Origin of the sequence: Nostoc sp. PCC 7107 (genome assembly GCF_000316625.1) — a bacterium.
GTDB lineage: Bacteria > Cyanobacteriota > Cyanobacteriia > Cyanobacteriales > Nostocaceae > Nostoc_B.
In genome coordinates, this window is record NC_019676.1 from 3716301 (window position 1) to 3740680 (window position 24380).

Genomic DNA, 24380 nt, shown 5'->3' on the forward strand with positions numbered 1-24380 from the left:
AATTTAAAACCGTAATTTTTGGCATTGTCTACGAGAAAAGCGAATTGTGGCGATCGCGATAAAAACTCTTTGCGTATCGATGTTTAAAATCTTGTATAGATAACATTACCACTATCAAAAATAATGATGATAGGAGTAAAATACTGATTTTCTGCATCTGTGACTTAGTTTACAGATCCTCAGACAAAATCAAGCTGTCTGAGCAGTTTCATCATCAAACAGCTTGAATGAGAACTTTTAGAATCTATTATCTAAAAACGGAAAGTTGTCCGAATAGTACCGACATAGATGGTGTCGTTATTGCTATTGTGTTCAGGGTTAAACAGGACAATAAACCCTGGTGTGATTGAAATATTGCTGTTCACCTGATAGCGATACAAAGCTTCTAGATGATAGGAAGTGTCGCTATCTTCCCGACGCGCACTTGTAGCGGTGAGAGTTTGCGCCCCGTAATCATTACTTGTCACCTTCGGCGGTTGACCGAAGATAATCCCCCCGACATTACCTTTTTTACCCAAGTCGGGAAATCCTAAAGTAACAGCCCAATTCCAAATATCTGCTTTATCGCCTCTATTGACGGTGTTGGTTACGGGGTTTCTCCCAGAATTTGTTTCGGCGATCGCCTGAGTATAACCCACCCAACCAGATAAGATGAATTTATCACTCAACTTATAACTACTTTGAATACCGTAGTGATTGGCTGATGTAGCAATTGGAATTGCAGTTGTCCCAAAAGGATTATTTGCAAAGGTACTTCCTTCGGAACCAGAGACATTCACATCACCAGTTGCAACTCCATTACCATCAACAGCACTAAAGTAAGAGTGGGCGTAAGTTAAAGCCAGCGTCAAGTTTTTATTTGGTTGAAATGCTACCTGTCCCAAAGCACCATAACTACCATCAAACAAACCTCTACCATCAAGGGGACTTTCGGCATTTCTCGCTATATAACCGCCTGAGAAGGTAATAGCATCACTCAGCTTGAAGATAGCACTGATACCAGAACCTCTACCAACCGCCAGTCCAGAGTTACTTGCACGATAAATTGGTGCAAAACGACCAAACCGCGAAATAGCACCAGTTGTTGCAGCTGAGAATAGGGGGTTAACAGTGTTGAAATTATCGAAAAATGAACCGCCAATTGCGTCAACAGTCACATTCAACTTATCCCCAACTGGAAAGTTATAAAATAACTTGGCAACTCCAAAACTGTTATCTGGTTCAAGAGTTGTATCCCAAGCCAACCGTGTCATATTTGTCCCGGAGACTTGATTTGTCGCATTAAAAGCTAGAGTATTATTTGCTCTCAATATCAGCCGCAAGCGGTCTTGACCAGAAAAACTCGAATCAAATATTATTCGCACTCGGTCAGCCAATATTGTATTGTCTTCCAAGTCGCGCCCGCCTGCACTTCTATAGGCGGTGGCTTCTCTGGCTGCTCTATTTCCACCTGGTGTATTATTGATAGTCCGCCACGCATCGGAAGTTAAAGCTTTTTCATCACCATATACACCCCCAAAGGTGACAATTACATCCCCTGATAATTTGGTTGTGGTGGAAAATTGATTGGCTTCTAGTTCGGCGGTACGTGCTTCTAGCGGATCGATTCTACCGCGCAACTCTACTAGACCATCGGCAAATTCTTGTTGCAGTTTTTGTAGGCTTTCCAGGTCTTCCTTTTTAACAGCATCAGCGGTACTGGTGGCAATTAATTCATTAATTTTTTCCAAGCAAGCATTTAACCCAGCCGCAAACTCATAACGCGTCATCGCGCGATTACCACGATATGTACTATCGGGATAACCTGCAATACATCCATATCTCTCAACTAAAGATTGCAGAGCTTGGAATGCCCAATCTGTAGGTTGCACATCTGATAGTTGTGATACGGATGTTACTTGATTCATTGTATCGGAATTATCATTCTGCTGTGTTAATTCTGATACATCATCTTGTTTAGCTTCAACATCTGTTTGAGCAATCAGAGTTTGTTGTGGTTGGATTAAATTGATACTTTCTGCCTGTATATTGCTATTTGCTCTAACAGGATTTGCCAGCACTTTTTTACTTGTGACGACACTAGTAATCACCAGTATTGGAGTTATCCATACAGCACTGTATAAAATACTGTTCATACGCCTCACCCCTGATATATATTACACATCAAGATTTGTAAAAGTATATACTTACCAAAAGAGTTGGTAGTATCACTTTATCATGGTTAAGGTTGGTTTAAAAATTGTTCAACTTAAGTTGTCTGGAAATGTTAACAACAAAAGCAGGAAAATACATCAGGAGGCAGAAGGGAAGAGAGTTTTAGGTAACTTTGCTTTTCGTTACATACTTCTGTTTATTTGCATCGTTCTACTTAGCGCTTGTTGAACTTAGGGTAAGTACATAGGATATCTTACTGCCAAAATACCAACTTTATTGATAGATTTTCAGTATAGTTGGTAATTGTTGTCTTATACAAAAAGCGATCGCATCTTCCGTGATGAACGAGAAACACTGCTATCAGAGCCGCATCAGATTAGTGAACTATTTGACAGCTATAAAAAGCGATTTGATGAGTAAATTAGTTACTTTAAGCAGTTTGAATTTATGGTTGATTCTACCCTTGAGAAACGCCAAGGGCAGACATAACTTACACTTTACTCAACATCTTTGATGCGAGTTTTCCGTTCTAAAATTTCCTTCAGTATCAAGGTGACGACTGCTAACAGTGCTAATAGTACAGCAGCAGAAAAGGCGGCTTCAGTTTCATATTGTTTGTAAGCATCTTCCACAAACAAGGGTAAACTCTGGGTTTTGTCAGCAATGTTACCAGAAACTACAGAAACAGCCCCGAATTCGCCCATTGCTCTAGCGTTGGTCAAAATTATGCCGTAAAGTAATCCCCAACGAATGCTAGGTAAGGTAACACGCCAGAATATCTGCCAATCTTTTGCACCCAAGGTTTTAGCGGCTTCTTCTTGGTCACTACCAAATTCTTCTAATACAGGAATGACTTCTCGCGCCACAAAAGGCATACTGACAAAGGCTGTCGCTAACACCATACCAGGAAAGGCAAAGATAATTTTAATGTCATTGGCTTGCAGAAAAGGGCCAAACCAGCCATTGCGTCCATAGAGTAAGACAATCATCAACCCAGCGACTACAGGAGAGATAGAAAAGGGCAGGTCGATAATACTTAAAACTATGGCACGACCAGGGAATTTATGTCGTGCGATCGCCCAAGCTGCACACAAGCCAAACACTGTATTTAATGGCACAGCAATCAACGCCAATATAAACGTTAACCAAGCAGCATGAAGAAAAGCAGGGTGTGTTAAGTTGGCAAAGAATGGGCCAACTCCCTTTTTAAAGGCTTGAAAAAAAACGTTAATTGCTGGGATGTATTGAATTAAGGCTAAATACGCAATTGCAATGCCAATTAAAAGGGTGGGAACCCAACTTTTCTGTTGTTTGGAGCGAAATTTTAGCTCATTTACTGTCATATCTTCTTGCCCACGCTTGTAAGAAATTAATTGCCAACAGCAGTATCAATGAAATTGTCAGTAGTACCACACCAATCACCGTAGCGCCAGAATAGTCATACTGCTCTAATCGTTGGAAAATCAACACAGGCGCAATTAAATCTTGAAAGGGTGTATTAGAAGCAATAATTACTGTTGAGCCATATTCACCAACCGCACGAGAAAAACCCAAGGCAATCCCAGTCAAAATTGTGGGAAATAAAGGCGGTAAAATGACTTTGCAAAAGGTTTGCCATTGCGAAGCACCGAGGCACCAAGCGGCTTCCTCAATGTCATGTTCCATTTCTTGCAATACAGGTTGGACAGTTCTGACAACAAAAGGTAGGGAAATAAAGATCATTGCCACTGCTACGCCTAAGCGAGTGAAAGATACTTTAATTCCCAGTGGGGCTAACAGTGAACCAATCCAGCCGTTATCGCTGTAAACTGTTGCCAATGTTAAACCAGCAACGGAAGTTGGTAGGGCAAAGGGTAAGTCTACGGTGGCATCAATGATCTTTTTTAAAGGAAAGTCGTAACGCACCAAAACCCAGGCAATTAAAGTTCCAAATACTCCATTGAGTAATGCTGCGCCTATGGATGTGACAAACGTCACGTTGTAAGTAGCCAATGCAACATCACTAGTCGCAATTTCCCAAAACCTAGCCGGAGGTTCGGTACTGGCTTTTAAGAACATCGCAACTATGGGCATAAATAACATGAATGTTAGGTATACCAAAGTAATGCGCCATGTCCAAGGCAGATGAATCAATTGATGCAGAAATTTCTTCCAGACTGGAGTTTGAGAAGCAAGATGTTGATGTGGAGATGGAGAAGAAGATACAACCATAAAAAAATTAGAATTTGTTCTTGGTCATTTGTTATTTGTCATCAGTCATCTGAGAAATGACTAAATAATTAACTAATTTTTCTTTTGGGCTTGAATCTTATCAAAAACACCACCCTCAGCAAAGAATTTCTTATCAATTTCACTCCAACCACCGTAATCTTTTACTGTGCCTAAAGTTTTGACGCTAGGGAATTTGTCTTTCACTTCTTTAGTTTGGGCTACAGTTTCATCAACTGGGCGGAATCCCAATTTAGCAAATTCTTGCTGTGCTTCTGGAGTATAGAGAAATTTTACGAAAGCTTCTGCTACTTCTCTATTGCCATGCTTATCAACATTTTTATCAACTACAGCAACTGGGTTATCAATAGAAATATTGACATCAGGGACAATGTAATTGACTTTCTCACCCTTTTGTGAAGCTAAAACAATTTCATTTTCGTAGTTGATTAACGCATCACCTTGACCTTGCTTGAAAAATGCGTCGGTTGCTTCCCGTGCATCTTTAGTTAACAGCGGTACATTGTTATAAACTTTGGAGACAAATTCAGTCGCCTTAGCGTCATCTCCACCAGTTTTAATTGCCGAATTCCACAGCGCGAGGAAGTTCCACTTAGCAACACCCGATGTTTTTGGATCAGCTGTAATTAGTTTTACGCCATCTTTTGCTAAATCTGTCCAAGTCTTGATATTTTTTGGATTACCTTCACGGGTAACGATCGCCGCCACAGATTTAGAAACAATACCATTATTCGGAACTTCAGTTTCCCATCCTGGCTCAATCAGTCCGGCTTTCTGAATTTTTTCGGTGTCTCCCGCTAGGGCTAAATGAACAATATCTGCTTCTAAACCATCGATGACGGCGCGAGTTTGAGAACCAGAACCACCATAGCTTTGTTTAAAGATGACTGTTTGGTTATGTTCTTGTTTCCACTTTTCGACAAACTTGGGAATGATGACTTCGTGCGCGGCTTTAGTTACAGCGAAAGAAACTAAAGTAACTTCAACATTTGATTTGTTAGCTGAAACTGTACTAGCAGAAGGAGTTTCACCGCCAGAATTACTACTATTTCCACCAGAGCAGGCCGCCAGCGCCACACTCAAAATAGCTCCCACCAATGTGAGCGATACAAAACCTTTGAGCGAATTGAGCCTGAACCGATATGGTCTATGCTGAGTAGTAAGTTGCTGCGATCGCTTCAGGGTACGCTGCCAAAAATTCATTCTGTGGCTCCTCTCAATCTACGGTAAACTGATGTACATTTGGTTATATAAGATTTATGTTACTGGATATTTGCACGGTTTAATTCTGTTTAATTGCAAACTCAACAAAAAATTCATATTCTCTATCGAGAATTAGGTGATTTTAGCAGAATCCAATGCTCCCCTCAGACTGGAAGTCTGGGGCTATACAAACAAAGCCTGCCTATCGCGCTTGCGCTGCGCTTGGCGCACCACGCAGGCTAAATAGATGATTTGAGTTGAAAAATCTGGTTTGTACAGTCATCAATTTCATTCATCCAAATATTTGTGCAAGAGGTCTATTGTGGATAAGGATTTAGACCTCCCCCAAAACTCTCGTCTTTCAAGACGAGGCTTCAGACCCAAGTGGTTTCGGGTGTAATTAATTCTGTGCAAGTACTTAACAACGCCGTAGCTGTGTTAACAACACAACAACATCATCAATAGCTTGCCTGATAGTGCTGGCTGGTTGTTCAGATTGATTCACAATAATACTAAAAGCTAACGGCTCATATTGTGGCGAATTTATATATCCTGACAGAGAAATTACACCTCTTAAACTACCCGTTTTTGCCTGAACGATTCCCTGGGCTGATGTGTTGCGAAAGCGCCCTTGTAAAGAACCACTAACTCCAGCGACAGGTAAAGAAGTCCGAAAAACTTGGGCTTCTGGTGATGCGGCGATTACTTGTAAAACTTGTACTAAAGCTTCTGGACTAATTAAATTCTTCCGCGATAGTCCTGAGCCATCCACTACACTATAACTGTTTGAGTTAACTCCCAACTGGGTGAGAGTTTCTTGCATGACTTTTAACCCAACATCAGCAGTATTTTGATTTTTTGCTACTTGTTGTTTGTCGGCTAAAGTTCTTAATAAAGCCTCAGCAAATAAATTATTACTGTTTAAATTAGTCTCTTTTAATAACTCAGATAAAGGTGGAGATTCAATGGCTGCAACTTCGCGTTCATTTTTACCACCATTAGCAGTAGATGTTTGCTGTACAGAAATTCCTTCTGCTGCTAAACTCTGACGAAAGTGACGTAAGAAATTTTGTGTAGGGTCAAATACTGCGATCGCACTAATATCTGGTTGTGAATTTACCGCCAGTTGTCCTTGTAAATACAGCACCGCCCCTTTTAAGTCACGCCTTACTTCCACTAACCCTGGTTCATCTTTTTGCGCCGTGACAGAATTATTTTCAACTCGCCACTGATACGCCTCTGTAGGATCAGCCCATTTAATTTGCAATGGTTTTCCTATAGTTTGGGGTAAGACTGTTAATACAGCAGCATTTTCATTCAAAATCAAACTATTGACAGGTGCGCCATAATAAGCTTGCACATCTTCCCATTGCCAACTAGGATTTATTAAATCTCCTTGAAAGTAACTATCATCAGCAATTAAATTATTGACTTGAGTAATACCCTGTTGACGTAATTGCTTGGCTAAGAGTGTTAATTGAGCATTTTTTAAACTGGGGTCTCCTCGACCAACTACACGCAAATTACCATCAGCATCTTGATAAACAGAGGTACGAATGCGAAAATCTGCACCTAATTGTTTGAGTGCCGCAGATGTCGTCAACAGTTTAGTATTAGAAGCAGGAGTAAAGTATTTCTCCGCATCGTGGCTGTAAAGAGTTTGCGTAGAAGCTAAGTTTTTAACTAAAATTCCCCAACGGGCGCGACTAAATAAGGGACGATTGATTGCAGTATCTATAGATGTTCCTAATTCAGCGGGACAAATTGATTTTGTGGTATTTGCAGGGGGAACTGGAGTTTGGGCTATAACTGCTTGTTGGGTAATTGCAGTCTGGGTTCCCAAGAACAATAGCAGCAAACTCATGGAGATTTTTCGAGAAAACATACTTAAACTTCTACATTGAGAACTGAGGGTTATATTATTTTGTAGTGTTTGGCGATCGCATGGTTCAATACTTTTTTAAACGCAGAGGGGCGCGGAGGTTAGCGCAGAGAATACGGAGGATTACTCAGGCGTTAATCAGAATCTTCTCAGCAGTCGCAAGCCGTTAAGGGTAACTAATACTGTAGAGCCTTCATGACCAATTACACCGATGGGTAGGTTAATATTCCCGAAAAAGTTAGCCAGCATCAGCAGAATAATTGATGTGAGCGCAAAGGTGATGTTTTGTTTGATAATGAATTGCGATCGCCTACCTAGTTCCATTGCGATGACAATTTTTTCGAGTCTATCTGCTATTAATACAATATCTGCGGTTTCTAGTGCGACATCACTACCAGCACCTCCCATTGCTATCCCTACAGTTGCTTGGGCTAAAGCTGGTGCATCATTAATTCCATCTCCCACCATTGCTACAGTGTGATATTGTTTCTGCAAGCTACGAATGAGGTTGAGTTTATCTTCTGGTAGTAGTTGGGCGTGAACCTGGGTGATACCGACTGCTTGAGCGACCGTTTGGGCTGTACGCTGGTTATCTCCGGTAATCATCACAATTTGTTCTACACCTAGCTGACTCAGATGGCGAATGGTGGCGGCGGCTTCTGGTCTAATCATATCTGCAATAGCGATCGCTCCTATGACTTTTGTATCTTGAGCAACCCAAACTACAGTTTTCCCCTCAGATTCCCAGCTATGAGCTAAATCTTGAAGTTTTTGCGGTAACTGTGTCACATATTGTTGAACAAAAGCTGCATTTCCTAGTGTAATTTTTACACCATTAACATTGCCGATAATTCCCTGTCCAGGTATAGCTTGCACATCTACACCACTCTCCCAGCTTAAATCACTGGCTGCTTGAACAATGGCTTTAGCAATGGGGTGTTCTGAAAATGCTTCTAATGCTGCTGCTGCTTTTAATACATCCGCTTGTGTATATTCCTCAATCGAAATTACCTGAAATACTTGCACTTGTCCTGTAGTTAGAGTACCAGTTTTATCAAAAGCGATCGCTCTGACTTTACCCATGTTCTCTAACTGTGCGCCATTCTTGAACAAAATCCCCTGTCTCGCACCGTTGGCAATGCCTGATAATAATGCTGGCATAATTGCCGCCATCAGCGCACAAGGAGAAGCCACCACCAAAAAAGTTAAAGCCCGATAAATCGTCGTGTTCCAATCCCATGCCAAAATAAACGGTGGCAAAATAGCGAGTAATATACCAGCTACAACAATTACCTTGGCATATCCCCGTTCAAATTTGGCAATGAATTCTTGAGAAGGTGGGGCTGATTCTTGTGCTTCTTCTACTAACCGAATCACGCGCTGAATCAAATGACTCGCGGCTGGTTTGTGAATTTTCAACTTCAGCGCCCCATAACCGTTGAGTGTCCCAGCAAACACCTCCTCGCCTACTGTCTTTTCTACAGGTAAAGATTCCCCTGTAATCGCCGCTTGATTGATGGTGCTGTAACCAGACAAAATAATGCCATCGGTAGGAATTAACTCTCCTGGTTTGACAACTATTTCGTCTCCTACCTTTAATTGACTGATGGGTAACATCTGTTCCTGTCCCTGATGCAGAACCCTGGCTGTATCCGGTGTCAAACTCATCAAACTGCGGATACTTCTTTCCGTCCGCCCCATTGCATAACCTTCTAATGCACCGCTAACAGCAAAGATCAGAATTAAAATTGCCCCATCAATAATTAGGTGATATTCTCTGCGCCATAAACCTAAACTAGCTGCACCAACCGCCGCCACAATCATCAGCAAATCTACATCAAGTTCTTTCTCTTTAATTAATGTAGTTATTCCCTCACGGGCGCTTTCGTAACCACCAATCACATAAGCCGCACTTAACAACAGTATTGCCCATCCCAACCAACCCAGATGTAAGGCGTACCAGCCAAAAAATAACAACAATCCACAAACCAATGCTGCTAAGATATCTGCGTGTTCTTTGGTGTATTTGGTTAAATGCTGTGGGTAAAACATAAGAGTGAAATCCTTGATAACTGATCTCACGGTAAACCTTGACATTAATGTTAAGGTCAAGCAATTATTTTTCTACAAGGAGGTATTTTGATGACTCGCTTGCATAATAAAACCGCTGTAATTACCGGAGGGACATCGGGGATTGGTTTTGAGACTGCGAAACAGTTTATTAAAGAAGGGGCGCGAGTAATTATTACTGGACAAGATGAACAACGTTTGCACACCGCAGCCCAAGAACTGGGTTCTCAGGTAATTCCGGTGGTGGCAGATGTGCGATCGCTTTCTCAACTTGATAATCTAGCAGCACGAGTCAAATCAGAATTTGGCGGGCTTGATATTTTGTTTGCTAACGCCGGTATCGGATTTTTTGCCCCGTTAGAGGCGATGGACGAAACCTTGTACGATAACCAGTTTGATATCAACGTTAAGGGTATCTTTTTCACTGTGCAGAAGCTTTCTGGCTTACTGAATCCCGGCGCTAGTATCATCTTAAACGCTTCATCAGTCAATGAAAAAGGTATGGCGACGGGCAGTATCTATTGTGCGACAAAAGCGGCTGTGCGCTCATTTGCGCGGAATTTAGCGGCAGAATTAGGCGATCGGCAAATTAGAGTCAATGCGATTAGTCCTGGTTTAATCCCTACTAATTTTCAAACCAAAATGGGCTTATCACCAGAAGCCTTGGAAAATTTTGGCAATTATATTAAGCAAACCGTACCTTTGGGACGCTTTGGCAAACCAGAAGAAATTGCAGCGGCGGTAGTGTTCCTCGCTAGTGATGAGTCTTCTTACATGACTGCGGCAGATTTAGTAGTTGATGGTGGCTATATGAACGTTTAGCAACGCAATATATGTACAAATATATGTATTTATAACTGCTTGTAAAAACTGCTTGACGCATCTATCAAGAACGTAGGAGATTAAATCACATAAGTGTTTGTACGTATATAAAATATTAAAAAATCGGCTGGCATATTTGTGGGATGAGTAAGATGCTCATCCCTTGTATTTCTGACGCAGAAACAAGAGTTTTTTGAAATTTTACTTTTTGAGATGACGGAAATCAAAGGAGAGAATTATGTACAAACAAGTACAAAAAACTGGTAAACAAGCTGCTGATTCATCAACTTCTAATCCGTTTGCACCGCGTCCATTTAAAGTTGAATCTTTACCTGAACCAGATTTAAATCAAAATACAGAAATACAAAAGCAAGAATTGTCCTCAGAGTCGGGCTTGTCTAGGTTGTCCCACATCCCCATTTTTCCCCCAGGTTATCAACCACCACCACCGCCACGAGTTCAGATGAAGTTGAATATTGGTGAGCCTGGGGATAAATATGAACAAGAGGCGGAAAGAGTCGCTCCAGATGTTGTGCAACAGATTAATGCACCTTTGCAAGCAGGATATATACAGCATCAGCCAACGCAGCCGATAATGCAGCGTGTGGCAGAAGGTGGGATGGCTGCATCACCTGATGAGGCTATCCAAGCGAAAGGCGAAATGAACGGTAACAGCCAAGAATCAAACGAGAAATCACATCCCAATCAAACCGGATTACCTGATGAACTCAAAGCAGGGGTGGAAAATCTATCGGGCTATTCCCTAGATGATGTCAAGGTTCATTATAATTCGCCCAAACCTGCCCACTTACAAGCATTAGCTTACACCCAAGGGACGGAGATTCATGTCGCCCCTGGACAAGAGGAACATCTACCCCATGAAGCATGGCACGTAGTTCAGCAGATGCAGGGAAGAGTTAAACCGACGATGCAAATGAAAGGATTACAGATTGATGATAATGAAGCGTTGGAGAAAGAAGCAGATGTGATGGGGGAGAGAGCAAAATATGATGGAAGTGAGTTAAGTCATGAGAACTTAATTCATTTTGTGCAGCAAAAACCTGAAGCTATCATTATTCAGCGAATGGTTGGTAAATATCTTTGCCTTAGAGATCCTGTAATTATTAAAGAATATCATGTAAAAGGATGGGTAATATCTGTTTATAATGCCGATGAAGGTACGTATTTCGTTACAAATGTTCTTAATAGTTTTGGTAATTTGGCAGGTAATTACAAATTAGATCAATTAGATTTTGACCCTGATTTTGATTATAATAGACGCGATAAATTAGAGACAGATAGTGAGGAGAGTGACGATAGTGATCACGGCAGCGAAGATGCTGATACACTCACAGAAGATTTGTATCCAGATGAATTGAAGAAAGATGAATTTGAAGAGATTAAGGGATATGAAGAAATATTGATTGAAATTTTCGACAATTTGTGTACAGTATATCAAATTAACATTGATAAACAACAAGTCTGGGATAGATTTTATGAAGAATGGAGTCAAAGTGTAGTTACCCGACAGTGGTGGCAAGAATTTAAAAAACGGGCTGACCAGCAAAAGAGTGAGAATGGTAGCACTCAACCCATACAGATGAAAAGAACTGGAAACACGGATAGTTATCAAGAAAAATACCAAACCGCAAATTTTGGAGAATTTAAACAAGTCACTTATCGCCGCGATGGGAAAGGTAATATCAATTTCAGCAACACGAAAAGTCACACAGCCTGGACAGATCCAATCAACCGCTCTACCTACGTTAAACTAAACCAGGGGATGAAAGACAAAAAATATGGGATTATGAGTGGCGGTCAGAAAGTTAAGTTAGCCGGGGCTTCTAGAGCGCAGCACTTTGCTATAGGCGATAAACTTTGTTCATGGGCAAAAGCCAATAGGAAATCGAAATGGACATGGCATCATCTATCTAAAGAATATGAGATGGTGTTAGTTGACATGAGAGTACACGCCAAGCACGGACATAATGGTGGGGTATTGTTATGGAAATAATAGCAACAACCCCACTGGGGAATTCACTTCCTTGGTATCTCAAGCAAAAATCTGAGGCTCTGCTGGCAAAACACGGCATTTTGTGTAATCCTTCCCTACCTCCTATCGAAGCACAAATTAATATCCGCACAACCGAGGAAATCACAGGGAGGATTTTAGCTTTATGCTATTGCGCTTTGAAAGGAGAAGGAGCTAATTACTCACAGCTAGAAAAGTATTCCGAAAGATTTAATGTCAGGGAAAAGCTGACACCAAAAGAAAAGGTTTTTGCGAGAAAATCCCTGCCTTCAGAACAAGAAAAAATTGATGCTTGCTGGGGTTATGAAAGTGCTTGGATACTGTTGTGGGCATTGAAACTTGCCGAAAAAACCATATTCCCTTCTCATCCCTGTAATGCAGCCGATGTTGTGCGGATCATTGCGTCCCATTCTGAAACATCTCTGAGTGCTGTGGCAAGCAGAAGAAATGAACAAGAGATCCTGTTTGAAGCCGATTTTATCTATCGCTGCCACTGGGTATGTAAAAATAATACACTGAACAATGTTCCTCTGTCTCCTCTATTAGACCCTAGCGTCACCTACGAATGGCATTATGCGATCAATTGGCTAATCGGATATGAATACTGCGATTGGGACGATATTAGAACAAATACTTAAAGAAACACTATGTTTAACTTAATAGACTATACCTTTAATAAAGGGTTGCAATGGTATGAAGCCTCTTTCATGCTTGACGGTGTAAAGATCAATATAACGGTAAGTGCGGAAGGAGAGAAAAAGAACAGCATTCTTGAATCCCGCATCAAGAAAAGCATCGATTGGATAACAAAAAATAAAGAAGAAATTCTTGATTTTTGCTCACAAGAACTGCTAGAAGACAAAAATAGCGAAGAATGGCTTAAAGAAGGTGAAAGTGAACTTACTCCCAGTGAGTTCAAAAGAAACCTAACAATGAAAGCCATCCACATCAATGAAGATGGTAGTGTCACCATAGATTATGGGGACAACAAAATGTTCTGGGGTCATACAGTGGTGGTAGCAGTCACGGATGATTTTTCATTAGATTATGCGACGATTGAAGGCTAAATGCGATCACTTTTGTAGGTCGGATTTATCCCTCAACCAATCTAAGTTTATAAGTTTTTATATTGGAGATCGCTTTTATGATGGTCTGTGGGTTACGCTGATCCTAAATTTATCGAATGTTTTTGCAACGGCGATTTTAGCACTTCAATATAATAAGATCGCCATCTCATAGTAACTGTCTTAAAATTCAAGCGATCACTTATTGTGTTTGCCTGTGTAAGTACAATCTCTAGATATAGTGCGATCGCTTGGTTGTAGAGATTTGTGAAGGCGATCGCAGATTTAATATATAGTCTGGTATGAGGTGGACGCAAGCAAGCTCATCTAAAGCAGTTATTAGCAGAATTTGTCACTCTGTTGAAAGAGCGAATTTATCTAATAACTTTTGATGAAAAAACCTCTGTCTCTAGCACGATTTGGTACAGTGGAAAAATCAAGTAAATCTAAGAATACTAAATCTCAAAGAGAAGGTATTCTATGTTAATGAAACGGCTTTCTGCTATTGGAAGTTGGATAGCTACAACAGTTATTTGTGTATCTGCGATCGCTTTTATTTGGCAAGGTGCATTTTTCACCAACAATTCAGCAATGGCGGCTACCTCTGTCAACTTGATTGCATCGTCAGACGCAGGCGATAAAGTTCAAGAAAAAGCCCGCGAAGATGCTGGACGTGCGAAGAATTTTATTCGAGATACCGCAGATAAAGTTGAGCGCACCGCCAATAAAAATGCGAGTAAAGTTGAAGACGCAACAGATAACAGTGGTAACTGGATTGAGCGCAAAGCCAAGAGTGATAGAAACACTATTGAGAAAAGAGCCAAGGAAGATGCGGCTCGGACAGAGAAAGCTGTAGACAATACCAAGAATGCTATTGAACGCACTGTTGATAACATTAAGGATGCTTTAAGTAAGTAGACATAATAATCTTACTTAATTTGTAAGATGTTATGTGGTGCTGGTTCTGAGTTATTCCTAAAAATTAATTTAGGGTTACACAGTCAATGTACATTGTTGATTCATTTCATTTGCTTGATTTGAAACTTACGATGTACATTGATTAATTTTATGTATTTGAACTACCTAAATAAACATTAAATCAAGATAAGAATAAACTGAAAAAAAGATAAGTTTATGCTGAAATAAATAAAATAAAAGCTAAATAAATCAGAGCGATCGCATTTGTTGATAAAGTATCTTTGTCCTTATGGGATTTTTGCTCCAAAATCTAAAATTATGGCAAAGCTCACTGTTTACGGAACTCCCCTCAGTACTTATGTTCGTACTGTCCGATTGCTGCTTGAGGAAGCAAGTGTAGATTATACCCTCAAAGAAATTGATATCTTCACAGGCGAAAATCAATCACCAGAGTACCTAGCCAAAAATCCTTTTGGGAAAGTTCCAACACTTGAAGTAGAAGCAGAAGTAATTTACGAAACTCCCGCAATCACCGACTACCTAAATACAATCTTTGCTAATCAGCAGTTCAGCCCATCTGAACCACTACTTCAGGCGCGGATGCGTCAAATTATCACAATTATTGATAACTATTTTTATCCAAGTGCGATCGGCACAATTGTTATTCAACGTCTGATTGTACCAATTCAGGGCGGACAGCCAGATGAGGATAAAATACAAAATGCTGTTGCACCCGCACAAAAAGCCATACAAGCAATTGAAGCGATCGCTGTTGGTAGCCCATATCTGCTCGGTAGCCAGGTAAGTATTGCTGATTTCTACCTTATTCCCATCTTTATCTACCTGGCTCAAACTCCAGAATACGAAGTAATTACGGCGCAAACTCCCAAACTGCGGACTTGGTGGGAGCAAGCCCAGCAGCTTGAGAGCGTCAAAAAGGTATGTGCATAATAGCAGATAAAAAATACTGACCAATAGTTTCCCAAAGTAAAAACCCCCAGATTTATCTGTGGGGTCAATCTACAAGTTAATTCAGCGACATACTTTGTAAATCTATTAACCCTGAATCAGGTGATTTGAGATAGTGTTTAAACCATTGACTCGCCAATCTTGCTACTTCTTCTAAGGTTCCAGGTTCGCCAAACTGATGAGTTGCTCCAGAAATAATCTCTAGTTGCTTGTTGAATGCAGGAATATTTGCCAGTGCATCTTCATTCATCGCTATGATGGGCAAGTCATTACCACCAACAATTAACAAAGTTGGGGTGTGTACACAAGCTATGGCTTCACTGACTAAATCAGTTTGTCCACTACGGGAAACAATCGCTTTCACCGCCATTGGACGTGTCGCAGCTGCTAACAATGCTGCACTAGCACCTGTATCTGCACCAAAATAGCCAAGTTTGAGATGATGAGTGAAAGGATTTGCTAACAACCAGTCTGTGACAGCCACTACGCGATCGCTCAGAAAGCTAATATCATTGCGAAAATGTTTGGTGCGCTGGTCTATTGCTTCTTCTTCTTTGGTGAGTATATCTATCAACAAAGTTGCTAGTTTAGCTTCCTGACGTAGTACATGAGCAAGATAATGGTTGCGGGTACTGTAGCGACTACTAGCACTACCATGTGCAAACAATACAAGTCCTTCAGCACCAGGCGGAACAACCAATTCTCCTTTAAGTCTGGCTTTTGCAAGTTCGACAATGACAATTTGTTCTTCAACGTTGAGTAGTAATGTAGTACTCATAACTTCACCCTGATGATTAATTTAGATCAGCCTTTTTGTTATTCAGGTGTAATTGCACCTATCCCTTGATTTTCTGTTTTTAAACGTAAGTTTTATCTGAATTATTAATACCTGACTGTTTTGCTAGTAAAGACCACACTTCTACATCGGTTGTTTGCGAAAAGTCTTCATACCAAAGACCGATCGCATACAATGACTCTGGTATAACTAAACAAACTACTTCGTCAACTTCAGCTTGCAACTCTTCGTAAGTTATCGGTGCTGCGACTGGTACAGCCACAACTAACCGTTCGGGTTGTTGTTGTTTAATTATGGTAATAGCCGCACGCATGGTTGAACCTGTAGCGATACCATCATCAACTAAAATCACAATATGATTTTTAATGTCTGCTAGAGGTCTATCGCCTCGATAAGCGCGATAGCGTCGTTGTAATTCCCGCAATTCTTTAGTTGTAACTTCGTCAATTGTGCGACTATCAATCCCCAAACTGTTGACGACATCGTAATTTAACACTCGTACACCACCAGAAGCAATTGCACCCATCGCTAGTTCTTCCTGATCAGGTACACCCAGTTTTCTCACCAAACATATATCTAGTGGTGCATTAAGGCTGCTGGCGATTTGATATGCTACTGGTACACCACCACGGGGCAAGCCTAACACTAACAAATTTTCGCGGTTAGTATATGCTGTTAGTCTTTTGGCTAACATCTTACCTGCTTCATGGCGATCGCGGAATTTACTTGTCATAATTTTAAGCTTCCGTAGAGAGGGACGCTGCTATGGACAAAGAACACTTGCTGTTGTCTTCACCCTTGTTTGCGTAGAGGATGAAGGGGCAAATTTGCTAGTTCAGCTAAAACTTGAGCCAATACACTTTAATTGATGAGACTTCTGAGCAAAGTTCCAGTCATCAATTATGGAAGAAATATCTGGATATTAATGCTTACCACAAAGCCTAAAAATATCTCTTTCCCTCTCCCCACACTCTCATCTGAACTTGCTATGCTATTGTCTTCGGAAGTTAATTTTGAAATATTTGTGAGTCTAAGCGATCAAAACTTGAGCATTGCAATAAAACTTAATGCGATTGATTGACATTTTTCACCTTGTGATCACAGGTTTCTTATACCTTAATATTAGCTCCTCATGGCATTCGGTATGGAAAGTTGATACAAATTACTGCAAAAATTTTATATGTTTAAACAATATCAGCCGAGCCTAGCACTGCAACTCTAGTCAACAACTGAATTCTGCATTTTGGCTAATTTTTAGACTATTCCATTCAATATATTTAGCTATCTACTTATATGAACTCTATAATTAAAGTTCCTTTGATAATTAGTTTAGGAGCCATTCCTGGTGCATTAATCCACTACTATCTAACTATATTATTCGGGCGCTGGTTCGGCAGGCATATAATTTCCCTATGGAACCTTATTTATTAATGTGACAGAAGCTTTTTTAATGGTTTTTTTTGCTAACCTTATATCTAAGTTAGCAATTTCTTCTAGGTATTAAGTTATAGCATTTCCTAATCTGCTAAAGTACTAAATACATTGCTAATAAAATTAGGCAACCCCACCGAAGTTTGCTTGGAGTGAAACCCTCCTGGCAACTTCTCTCTGGGTCGGTAGTCGCTCACGGGGGAAACCCCCAAGATCGCGCTGCCTCAACTTTGCGCTTGAATCTCCGTCCCTCTGCGTTCAAAAACATTAGTTCTGTACTTCACTTGACCGGAAACCGCTGTAGTTAGCAATACGTTCATCCTCAACTAAAATGACAGGAATTTGACTTGATTCCAACACTGCCTGGGAGACAGAACCTACCAGAACCTCATCCCAAGGCTGATGTCCTCGTTTACCCATAACAATTTCCGAAACTTGATAGTCTTGAGTAAAACGGATAATTTCTTCGGGAATTGAACCTGTAATAGCAATGAACTTATGACGTATGTCTGCTAAAAGTCGTTGAGATTTTTCTTGCAGATGTTCTACTCCGAGAGGATCATTGGTGCGAATGATGTGTAATACAATCACTTCGGCATCACTACGACGGGCAAGATCGGCAGTTTTAGTCAATACTTGACTAGCCAGAGGGGATGTGTCAACAGCAGCTAGGATGACTATCCGCCGGGCGATCGCTACCTTTGTGGGATCAACCTCACCCTTCTCTAACAATTTTGGTGCAAAGATGGGAATTGCCCAAGCTCCCAAAGGTGCAGTCACCAGAATAGATAAAGCTGCGATCGCCAGAATTGTCTCTCCACCCTGAATTCCTTGTGCCAGAGGAATCGCCCCGATTGCCGCTTGTACGGTGGCTTTAGCAGAGTTTCCTGGCAATAAAAATAGTCGCTCCCGCCATTTCCAGTTACTTCCCAATGTAGACAAATACCACCCAAGAGCGCGGCCAATTAGTGTTCCACTTGCCAGAATTACCAATCCAGGAACCAGCGTTGTTTCTAATACTTGTAATTGAATACTTGCTCCTAGCAACACAAATAAAACAATTTCTGCCACAACCCACAGTCCATCGAAGCCAGAACGCAACCGTCGAGCTAAAGCTGCATCTAACTCAATCAAGAAAAATCCTGTGGCCATGACTGCGAGATACCCAGAAAAGAAAGGGAATTTTTCTGCTAGTACTACCAGTAACAATGCTAAACTCGCTGCAACGAGGCTATCCTGGACTGCATTTTGAGTCCAGTTCCGCTTCGCCAGCAATAAAACTAAAAGTCGGGCTGTCGCTAAACCCAGTAATACTCCCAGGAGAATTTGGCAAATAATTTGAAGAGGCAATAATTGAACAGTACTCAAAGTGATGCCAAAAGGCAATGTCACAGAGGATGTTGTGCCTTGTGCCAAAAAGTTCAGTAACAAACTAAACACTAGTAGTAGTAACACGTCTGATAGAGCGCTGCCAGTGAGGATGGCATCGGGAATTCCTTTTGTCACACCCCAACCTAAACTTTTTAGCCGCAGCATTCCCGGTACAATTACCGCTGGTGACTCTGCTCCAATGATACAACCCAGGAGTAGTCCCGTAAAAAAGTCGAACTGGAAAATCCAGATAGCAGCTAGGGCAATAACTAAAGCTTCGCAGGCCGCAGGCAAAAATCCTAATCGCAGAGCGACTGTTCCTTGTTGTTGTAGTTTTTCTCTGTCTAACCCTAACCCTGCCTTCATCAAAATTACCATGACCGCGATCGCTCGCCAAGAAGCAGACGCTGCCAGTACATCAGGGCTGATTAGGTCAGCAACTTGTGGCCCCAGTATAATTCCCAGCAAAACCATACCTACTAATGCAGGCGCTTTCAGCCGTCGGGCAATCTGTCCCCCAAGAAAGCCGATCAGCAAGATTAAGATAAAACTATCTAGCATCGCGCAGTTTGCAAATAATAAATGGGCAAGTATAACTCGCTAACGGAAGTTTATCGCAAACAGCCCTACAAAATCATGCTCAAATTTTAGGTCTTATCCAGCCTCGTAAGTAGGTTGGTCTGAAATATTTATCGTTAGGAATAGGCGGGAAGTATGGGGCAGAAAGTAGCTGGTGCAACATGTAAGTTGAGAAGCCTTGGAGTAAATACACGCAGTCACCACTAAAGTTTTTATCTTTCGTCAGCTGGCATTAGTAGTCATGATAGAAGTATTATATGATACAGGGCTATAAGCAAGTTTAATGCTCCTCTAAACATCTACAAAGTTTCTCAGTTCACTCTGACTAAGAAATGTCTTAACTTATACTTCATTTTGGGTATTCTCTTACTATGGATACACTCGCTTACCTGCACTTAGCAGAAACTTACGAAAAGTCTGTTAATTCAGAACAAGAAAATACTACCGATTCTGATTTATGCTACCCGCAACTAAACTGGCTACCCGAAGGACGCGGAGCCTTCATGATGTTCATCTCTTGTGTTTTTGGGATTAGTTCTTTGGGTTGGAGTAACCCGGTACAGGCGCTAAAAAAAGGTGAAAAAAATTCACAAGTAGCATCGCTGCAACAAAAACTGCAAGCATCTGGATATTTCAAACAACCTGTCACGGGATATTTTGGCCCTGTGACCGAGGCTGCTATTATTAAATTTCAAAAAGAGCATGGATTAAAAGCTGATGGTGTAGTTGGTTCTCAGACATTGGCTGCGCTGGAATCTGGTTCGGGAACAGTAACTCCGTCTGTTGTGAACAGCAAGCCTTCTGTAACTAAAACTACTCCAAAAAAGTTGCAACCTCCTCAGTCTCAGGTAGTTTTCCAAAGGGGTGATCTTAGTTATGAAGTAATGTCAATTCAGCGGAAATTGCAAGCAGCAGGATATTTTGATCAACCCATCACCGGAGATTTTAACGCTGGGACGGAAGAAGCAGTGATTAAATTCCAGAAAGCTCACAGACTGCTTAGTAATGGCATTGTTGATACTCGGACGTTAACCGCAATGGAATCTGGTAAACCCCAGCAAGCGGCTGTACAGTCTCAGGCTATCACACCTGCTGTAGTTAATTCGTCAAAAGTGCGATCGCCTCAAACTTCACTGTTACGCAGAGGTGATATCAGTGCAGAGGTGAAGTTTATTCAGCAACAACTGCAAGCATCTGGATATCTAGAACAATCAATTACCGGGTCTTTTGATACAGCTACAGAAATAGCTGTGTTGAAATTCCAAAAAGCTCATGGACTGATGGCTGATGGGATTGTTGGTCCGAAAACATTTGCAGTCATGAAATCTAAATCTATTAAATCTGCTTCCCCAACTCTTCAACCTGCACATCAAAATTCTCTAGTTCCAGAGAAATCTAAACAACTTAAAAATCTTATCAAAAAACAAACAAAACCCTCACAGACAAATAATTCTACAAAATTCGCAACCGATACTAATCAACCCACCAATGATAATTCTCTAGTTAAAAATCAGACTCCACAATTAGAAAAGCCAAACACAGAAAAAACATTAATAGCATCTGCGTCTGAATATGATTTAACTCAACTCGTAAGTGAAGGTTTTCAATTAAAAGCTTCCGCCCAAAAAGACAATATTCAAAAAACTGTCTCTAGTCATTCTAGTAAGATGACACTCAAAAAAACTATTGCTGGTAAGATTTCACCGAAATCTATTGTACATTCAGGAAATGGGTTATTTTTTGCCCAAAATATGATGTACAACCACACAATAACTGTCTACAATCGCCAATATAAATTAGTCAAAGTCATTCCTGATAAAGTTGATTTATCAAAATTTGGTTACTCTAAATTTAAAGGTAATTATCAAGGCGCACCTGTTGAAGCTAGTTTTTCCCAAGATGGTAGGTACGCCTGGGTTTCTAACTACCAAATGTATGGGAAAGGATTTAAGAATCCTGGTAGCGATAAATGTAATCCCTCGCAAAAAACTGATAAGAGTTTTTTGTATCGGATAAACACTGACTCTTTAGAAATTGACCATGTTGTTCAAGTTGGGTCTGTACCTAAATTTGTTGCCACATCTAATGATGAAGGTTTGGTACTCGTTAGTAATTGGTGTTCTTGGGATTTGAGTGTTGTAGATACTGCCAAAAATAAGGAGATAAAAAGAATCCCTCTTGGCCCTTATCCTCGTGGTATAGCAATAGATGCAGCTTCAAATAAGGCTTATGTGGCTGTTATGGGTTCTTATGATATTGCTCAAGTTGACCTGAAAAACTTTTCAGTCAAATGGCTGAAAAATATTGGTAATGCACCAAGACATTTAAACATAGATCCGACTGGTCAATATCTCTATGTTTCTTTAAATGGGGAAGGCAAAATCGCCAAAATTCAATTGCCACAAGGTAAATTAATAGATAAAGTTTCCACAGGTAATGCACCACGCAGTATGGTTTTATCTGATGATGGACAACGGCTTTATGTTGTTAACTACAGTGACAACACAATTAGTAAGGTTCGCACCAATGACATGAAAGTCATACAAAAGATTCCTGTTGGCGCTAATCCTATTGGAGTTACTTATGACCCACAAACTAGAGAAGTTTGGGTCGCCTGTTACTCTGGTAATATCATGGTATTTCAGGATTAAGCGAGAGTTTGACATTAATATTAACTGTCTCTCCCTATAAAATTTTAGTGACTGCTATGGAGAGGAGAGACAGCTTCTTAAAATTGAAATTTGCAGATCAAAAAAACAAGCCTATCAATGATTGCACTAAAACTCTAAAACCCATTTTTTTCATAAAGGCGAACAGTTTTCAGCTTTTGCCAAATAATTTTTCTAGTGATTAAAATTCAGGAGTTTCATGAATAATATCATGTCCGGTAAATTACTTGTCATTACGTAGCTTGCTTCCCGCCGGGTACGTAGCGATAGCGAAGTGAAATAATCGCAGAATCCCGGCGATTGCTTCGTTTCACTTCGTTGCACTCGCAATGACATATCGTAAGTGATTAAGCGGACTTCATATAAATAGACTTATTTATTAAATTTCTCAATCAAGAAATCTTAACTAAATTTAATACTAATAATAGTAAATATTTAGTTACAAAAATTAATTAATAAAACCATTATCTTGATAATCTATAAGTTGCTTGATGATTTTAAAATCAGGATTTACACGGTTATTTCTGAAATGAAAGTTGTTTAAGATAATGTTGATTAGATTTCATTGTTGAAATATCGCAATTCAACTTTTAAATAAAAAATTAGCTCGGTCGGGTAATGACTAACGAAAAGTTTGTATTAGATAATTTTTTTACTAATATAAAGTTTTCTCTTACTGTTTTTCTGACTCTATTCTATTTTGCTGAAGGAAGGAGAGATATCAATATCCATAAAATAGCCATATAAAAACGAATGTTGCAAACAATTTTACAAGCTTATAAGTGTTTGACTAGTACTCTATGGCTAATGTGGGTCTTGGTATAGCTAACTTGTGCATCAGATGAAAAAAGTATGACTCACTCGGAACTAATGGTATCAAGTAACATAATTAATGAATTTAGAACTTGCACTCAGCTACAATACAATGGTCAGCTGAATATTAAAAGTGCTAAAGGGCAAAATTGGTCTTTTTATTATCGCCTAGGGCGGATAGTTTGGGCAGTAGGAGGCACTCATCCTTTTCGGCGCTGGCGAAGATCTATGGCACAATATTGTCCACAAATTGATCTGGATAAAATTCAGTTTCGCCAGCAAGATTTCGTAGTTAATTATTGGGATTATCGCCTGTTAGAAATTTTACACAAAAGGCAAAAAATTCAAAGAGAACAAATTCAAGGGATTGTAGAAAGTACAATTACTGAATTGTTATTTGACCTAGCCCAGCATACAGATTTTGTTGCTTTTAGTTGCGATCGCAACCAAGATACCATCTTAGAAACACCAATGAGTTTCACTAGTGCAGATTTATCTGTTAAACAGATGCAAGACTCGTGGAAAAGTTGGTCAGAAGCAGGCTTGGCAAACTTTTCTCCCGACTTAGCACCAATTCTCAGGAGACCAGAACAACTCCAAAAACAGGTAAGTCCATCTGTTTACAACAACTTCGTCAATTTGATGAATGGTAAACAAACACTGCGAGATTTGGCTGCAAAAATGAAGCAGAATGTTCTACCTGTAACCCGTTCATTACTTCCCTATATTCTCAAAGGCATTATTGAATTAATAGAAGTACCAGACTTACCTTTATTGTCTACAGAAGTTGATAGTACGTCTCTTTCCACACAACCCAAAAAATCTTATATTCCATTGATAGCCTGTGTGGATGATAGCCCCCAAGTCTGTAAAATGCTAGAGGATATTGTCACTTCTCATGGCTTAAGATTTATCAAAATTCAAGATCCCATCCAAGCACTTCCAACTCTCATTCAAAATAAACCAGATCTAATTTTTTTAGATTTAATTATGCCAGTCGCTAGTGGTTACGAAATCTGTACTCAGTTACGACGAGTATCTACTTTTACTAATACACCTGTGATCATCTTAACGGGCAATGACGGTTTATTAGATAGAGTCCGCGCTAAAGTTGTTGGTTCTACCGATTTTTTGACTAAACCTGTAGCCGCGGATAAAGTCATGAGTATGATACGTAAATATCTGCAAGTCCAAACACTCTCAAAAAGTACGCCATCCACCAATCAGAGTACATCTAGTTTAGAGATATCTTTAGGACATTAGTTATCAACTATAGATGTTTTTTTTGAAGAAAATTACTATTAACTAGTTACCAAAGATATAAATAGACAGTTCTCCAAATTAGTCTAATAATTTTAGCAAACAAACTTTAGTTTTT

At 40.1% G+C, this 24380-nt stretch carries 17 protein-coding genes; 8 read left to right on the plus strand and 9 right to left on the minus strand.

All coding sequences use genetic code 11. The features are described 5' to 3' along the window. Positions 1-251 precede the first annotated feature (251 nt). The 6 genes from NOS7107_RS16095 to NOS7107_RS16120 form a co-directional block, all read right to left on the minus strand. Positions 252-2135, minus strand: coding sequence for an iron uptake porin (locus tag NOS7107_RS16095; protein ID WP_015114016.1), 1884 nt, complete (start codon positions 2133-2135; stop codon positions 252-254). 516 nt (positions 2136-2651) lie between these two features. After that, positions 2652-3497: a sulfate ABC transporter permease subunit CysW gene (gene cysW / locus NOS7107_RS16100; protein ID WP_015114017.1), complete on the minus strand. Its 846-nt coding sequence runs from the start codon at positions 3495-3497 to the stop codon at positions 2652-2654. After that, the gene (gene cysT, locus NOS7107_RS16105) at positions 3484-4365 is read right to left on the minus strand and encodes a sulfate ABC transporter permease subunit CysT (protein ID WP_015114018.1); all 882 of its coding nucleotides are present in this window, start codon (positions 4363-4365) and stop codon (positions 3484-3486) included. The genes cysW and cysT overlap by 14 nt, the downstream gene beginning before the upstream one ends. Before the next feature lie 72 nt (positions 4366-4437). Then, positions 4438-5586, minus strand: a complete 1149-nt coding sequence (locus NOS7107_RS16110; protein ID WP_015114019.1) for a sulfate ABC transporter substrate-binding protein — start codon at positions 5584-5586, stop codon at positions 4438-4440. A gap of 418 nt (positions 5587-6004) precedes the next feature. After that, complete coding sequence (gene dacB / locus NOS7107_RS16115; protein WP_044500042.1) at positions 6005-7471, minus strand: D-alanyl-D-alanine carboxypeptidase/D-alanyl-D-alanine-endopeptidase; 1467 nt, start codon at positions 7469-7471, stop codon at positions 6005-6007. Between the two features lie 135 nt (positions 7472-7606). Further along, a complete protein-coding gene (locus NOS7107_RS16120) occupies positions 7607-9520 on the minus strand; it encodes a heavy metal translocating P-type ATPase (protein WP_015114021.1) in 1914 nt (637 codons plus the stop codon). A 90-nt stretch (positions 9521-9610) separates the two neighbouring features. On the opposite strand from NOS7107_RS16120, the gene NOS7107_RS16125 reads away from it, so the two are divergent. From NOS7107_RS16125 to NOS7107_RS16150, 6 genes are all read left to right on the plus strand, one after another. Continuing rightward, complete coding sequence (locus NOS7107_RS16125; RefSeq protein WP_015114022.1) at positions 9611-10360, plus strand: glucose 1-dehydrogenase; 750 nt, start codon at positions 9611-9613, stop codon at positions 10358-10360. A 238-nt stretch (positions 10361-10598) separates the two neighbouring features. Continuing rightward, positions 10599-12374 carry a DUF4157 domain-containing protein gene (locus tag NOS7107_RS28625; protein WP_015114023.1) on the plus strand — a complete coding sequence of 592 codons (1776 nt, stop codon included), beginning with the start codon at positions 10599-10601 and terminating at the stop codon, positions 12372-12374. Beyond that, a complete protein-coding gene (locus NOS7107_RS16135) occupies positions 12365-13030 on the plus strand; it encodes a DUF4272 domain-containing protein (protein ID WP_015114024.1) in 666 nt (221 codons plus the stop codon). The genes NOS7107_RS28625 and NOS7107_RS16135 overlap by 10 nt, the downstream gene beginning before the upstream one ends. Before the next feature lie 9 nt (positions 13031-13039). Further along, positions 13040-13459, plus strand: a complete 420-nt coding sequence (locus NOS7107_RS16140; protein WP_044500045.1) for a DUF2262 domain-containing protein — start codon at positions 13040-13042, stop codon at positions 13457-13459. Between the two features lie 483 nt (positions 13460-13942). Further along, the gene (locus tag NOS7107_RS16145; RefSeq protein ID WP_172641486.1) at positions 13943-14374 is read left to right on the plus strand and encodes a hypothetical protein; all 432 of its coding nucleotides are present in this window, start codon (positions 13943-13945) and stop codon (positions 14372-14374) included. 318 nt (positions 14375-14692) lie between these two features. After that, entirely contained in the window at positions 14693-15325 is a 633-nt protein-coding gene (locus NOS7107_RS16150) for a glutathione S-transferase family protein (protein WP_044500047.1), read from the plus strand. 76 nt (positions 15326-15401) lie between these two features. Here NOS7107_RS16150 and NOS7107_RS16155 read toward each other — a convergent pair whose 3' ends face one another. From NOS7107_RS16155 to NOS7107_RS16170, 3 genes are all read right to left on the minus strand, one after another. After that, a complete protein-coding gene (locus NOS7107_RS16155) occupies positions 15402-16121 on the minus strand; it encodes a dienelactone hydrolase family protein (protein WP_015114027.1) in 720 nt (239 codons plus the stop codon). A 79-nt stretch (positions 16122-16200) separates the two neighbouring features. Beyond that, a complete protein-coding gene (locus tag NOS7107_RS16160; protein WP_015114028.1) occupies positions 16201-16872 on the minus strand; it encodes a phosphoribosyltransferase in 672 nt (223 codons plus the stop codon). 965 nt (positions 16873-17837) lie between these two features. Beyond that, on the minus strand, positions 17838-19502 hold the full coding sequence (locus NOS7107_RS16170) for a sodium:proton antiporter (RefSeq protein ID WP_015114029.1): 1665 nt from the start codon (positions 19500-19502) through the stop codon (positions 17838-17840). Positions 19503-19891: 389 nt separating this feature from the next. Between NOS7107_RS16170 and NOS7107_RS27900 the strand changes: the two genes are divergently transcribed. After that, the gene (locus tag NOS7107_RS27900) at positions 19892-22171 is read left to right on the plus strand and encodes a peptidoglycan-binding protein (RefSeq protein WP_015114030.1); all 2280 of its coding nucleotides are present in this window, start codon (positions 19892-19894) and stop codon (positions 22169-22171) included. A gap of 870 nt (positions 22172-23041) precedes the next feature. Continuing rightward, entirely contained in the window at positions 23042-24265 is a 1224-nt protein-coding gene (locus NOS7107_RS16180; protein WP_044500052.1) for a response regulator, read from the plus strand. Positions 24266-24380: the final 115 nt, after the last annotated feature.

What these genes read in the sequence shown, in the direction of transcription:
- NOS7107_RS16095 (WP_015114016.1), bottom strand. Translation starts at nt 2,135, where the DNA reads ATGAACAGTATTTTATACAGTGCTGTATGGATAACTCCAATACTGGTG.
- cysW (WP_015114017.1), bottom strand. Translation starts at nt 3,497, where the DNA reads ATGACAGTAAATGAGCTAAAATTTCGCTCCAAACAACAGAAAAGTTGG.
- cysT (WP_015114018.1), bottom strand. Translation starts at nt 4,365, where the DNA reads ATGGTTGTATCTTCTTCTCCATCTCCACATCAACATCTTGCTTCTCAA.
- NOS7107_RS16110 (WP_015114019.1), bottom strand. Translation starts at nt 5,586, where the DNA reads ATGAATTTTTGGCAGCGTACCCTGAAGCGATCGCAGCAACTTACTACT.
- dacB (WP_044500042.1), bottom strand. Translation starts at nt 7,471, where the DNA reads ATGTTTTCTCGAAAAATCTCCATGAGTTTGCTGCTATTGTTCTTGGGA.
- NOS7107_RS16120 (WP_015114021.1), bottom strand. Translation starts at nt 9,520, where the DNA reads ATGTTTTACCCACAGCATTTAACCAAATACACCAAAGAACACGCAGAT.
- NOS7107_RS16125 (WP_015114022.1), top strand. Translation starts at nt 9,611, where the DNA reads ATGACTCGCTTGCATAATAAAACCGCTGTAATTACCGGAGGGACATCG.
- NOS7107_RS28625 (WP_015114023.1), top strand. Translation starts at nt 10,599, where the DNA reads ATGTACAAACAAGTACAAAAAACTGGTAAACAAGCTGCTGATTCATCA.
- NOS7107_RS16135 (WP_015114024.1), top strand. Translation starts at nt 12,365, where the DNA reads ATGGAAATAATAGCAACAACCCCACTGGGGAATTCACTTCCTTGGTAT.
- NOS7107_RS16140 (WP_044500045.1), top strand. Translation starts at nt 13,040, where the DNA reads ATGTTTAACTTAATAGACTATACCTTTAATAAAGGGTTGCAATGGTAT.
- NOS7107_RS16145 (WP_172641486.1), top strand. Translation starts at nt 13,943, where the DNA reads ATGAAACGGCTTTCTGCTATTGGAAGTTGGATAGCTACAACAGTTATT.
- NOS7107_RS16150 (WP_044500047.1), top strand. Translation starts at nt 14,693, where the DNA reads ATGGCAAAGCTCACTGTTTACGGAACTCCCCTCAGTACTTATGTTCGT.
- NOS7107_RS16155 (WP_015114027.1), bottom strand. Translation starts at nt 16,121, where the DNA reads ATGAGTACTACATTACTACTCAACGTTGAAGAACAAATTGTCATTGTC.
- NOS7107_RS16160 (WP_015114028.1), bottom strand. Translation starts at nt 16,872, where the DNA reads ATGACAAGTAAATTCCGCGATCGCCATGAAGCAGGTAAGATGTTAGCC.
- NOS7107_RS16170 (WP_015114029.1), bottom strand. Translation starts at nt 19,502, where the DNA reads ATGCTAGATAGTTTTATCTTAATCTTGCTGATCGGCTTTCTTGGGGGA.
- NOS7107_RS27900 (WP_015114030.1), top strand. Translation starts at nt 19,892, where the DNA reads ATGGATACACTCGCTTACCTGCACTTAGCAGAAACTTACGAAAAGTCT.
- NOS7107_RS16180 (WP_044500052.1), top strand. Translation starts at nt 23,042, where the DNA reads ATGACTCACTCGGAACTAATGGTATCAAGTAACATAATTAATGAATTT.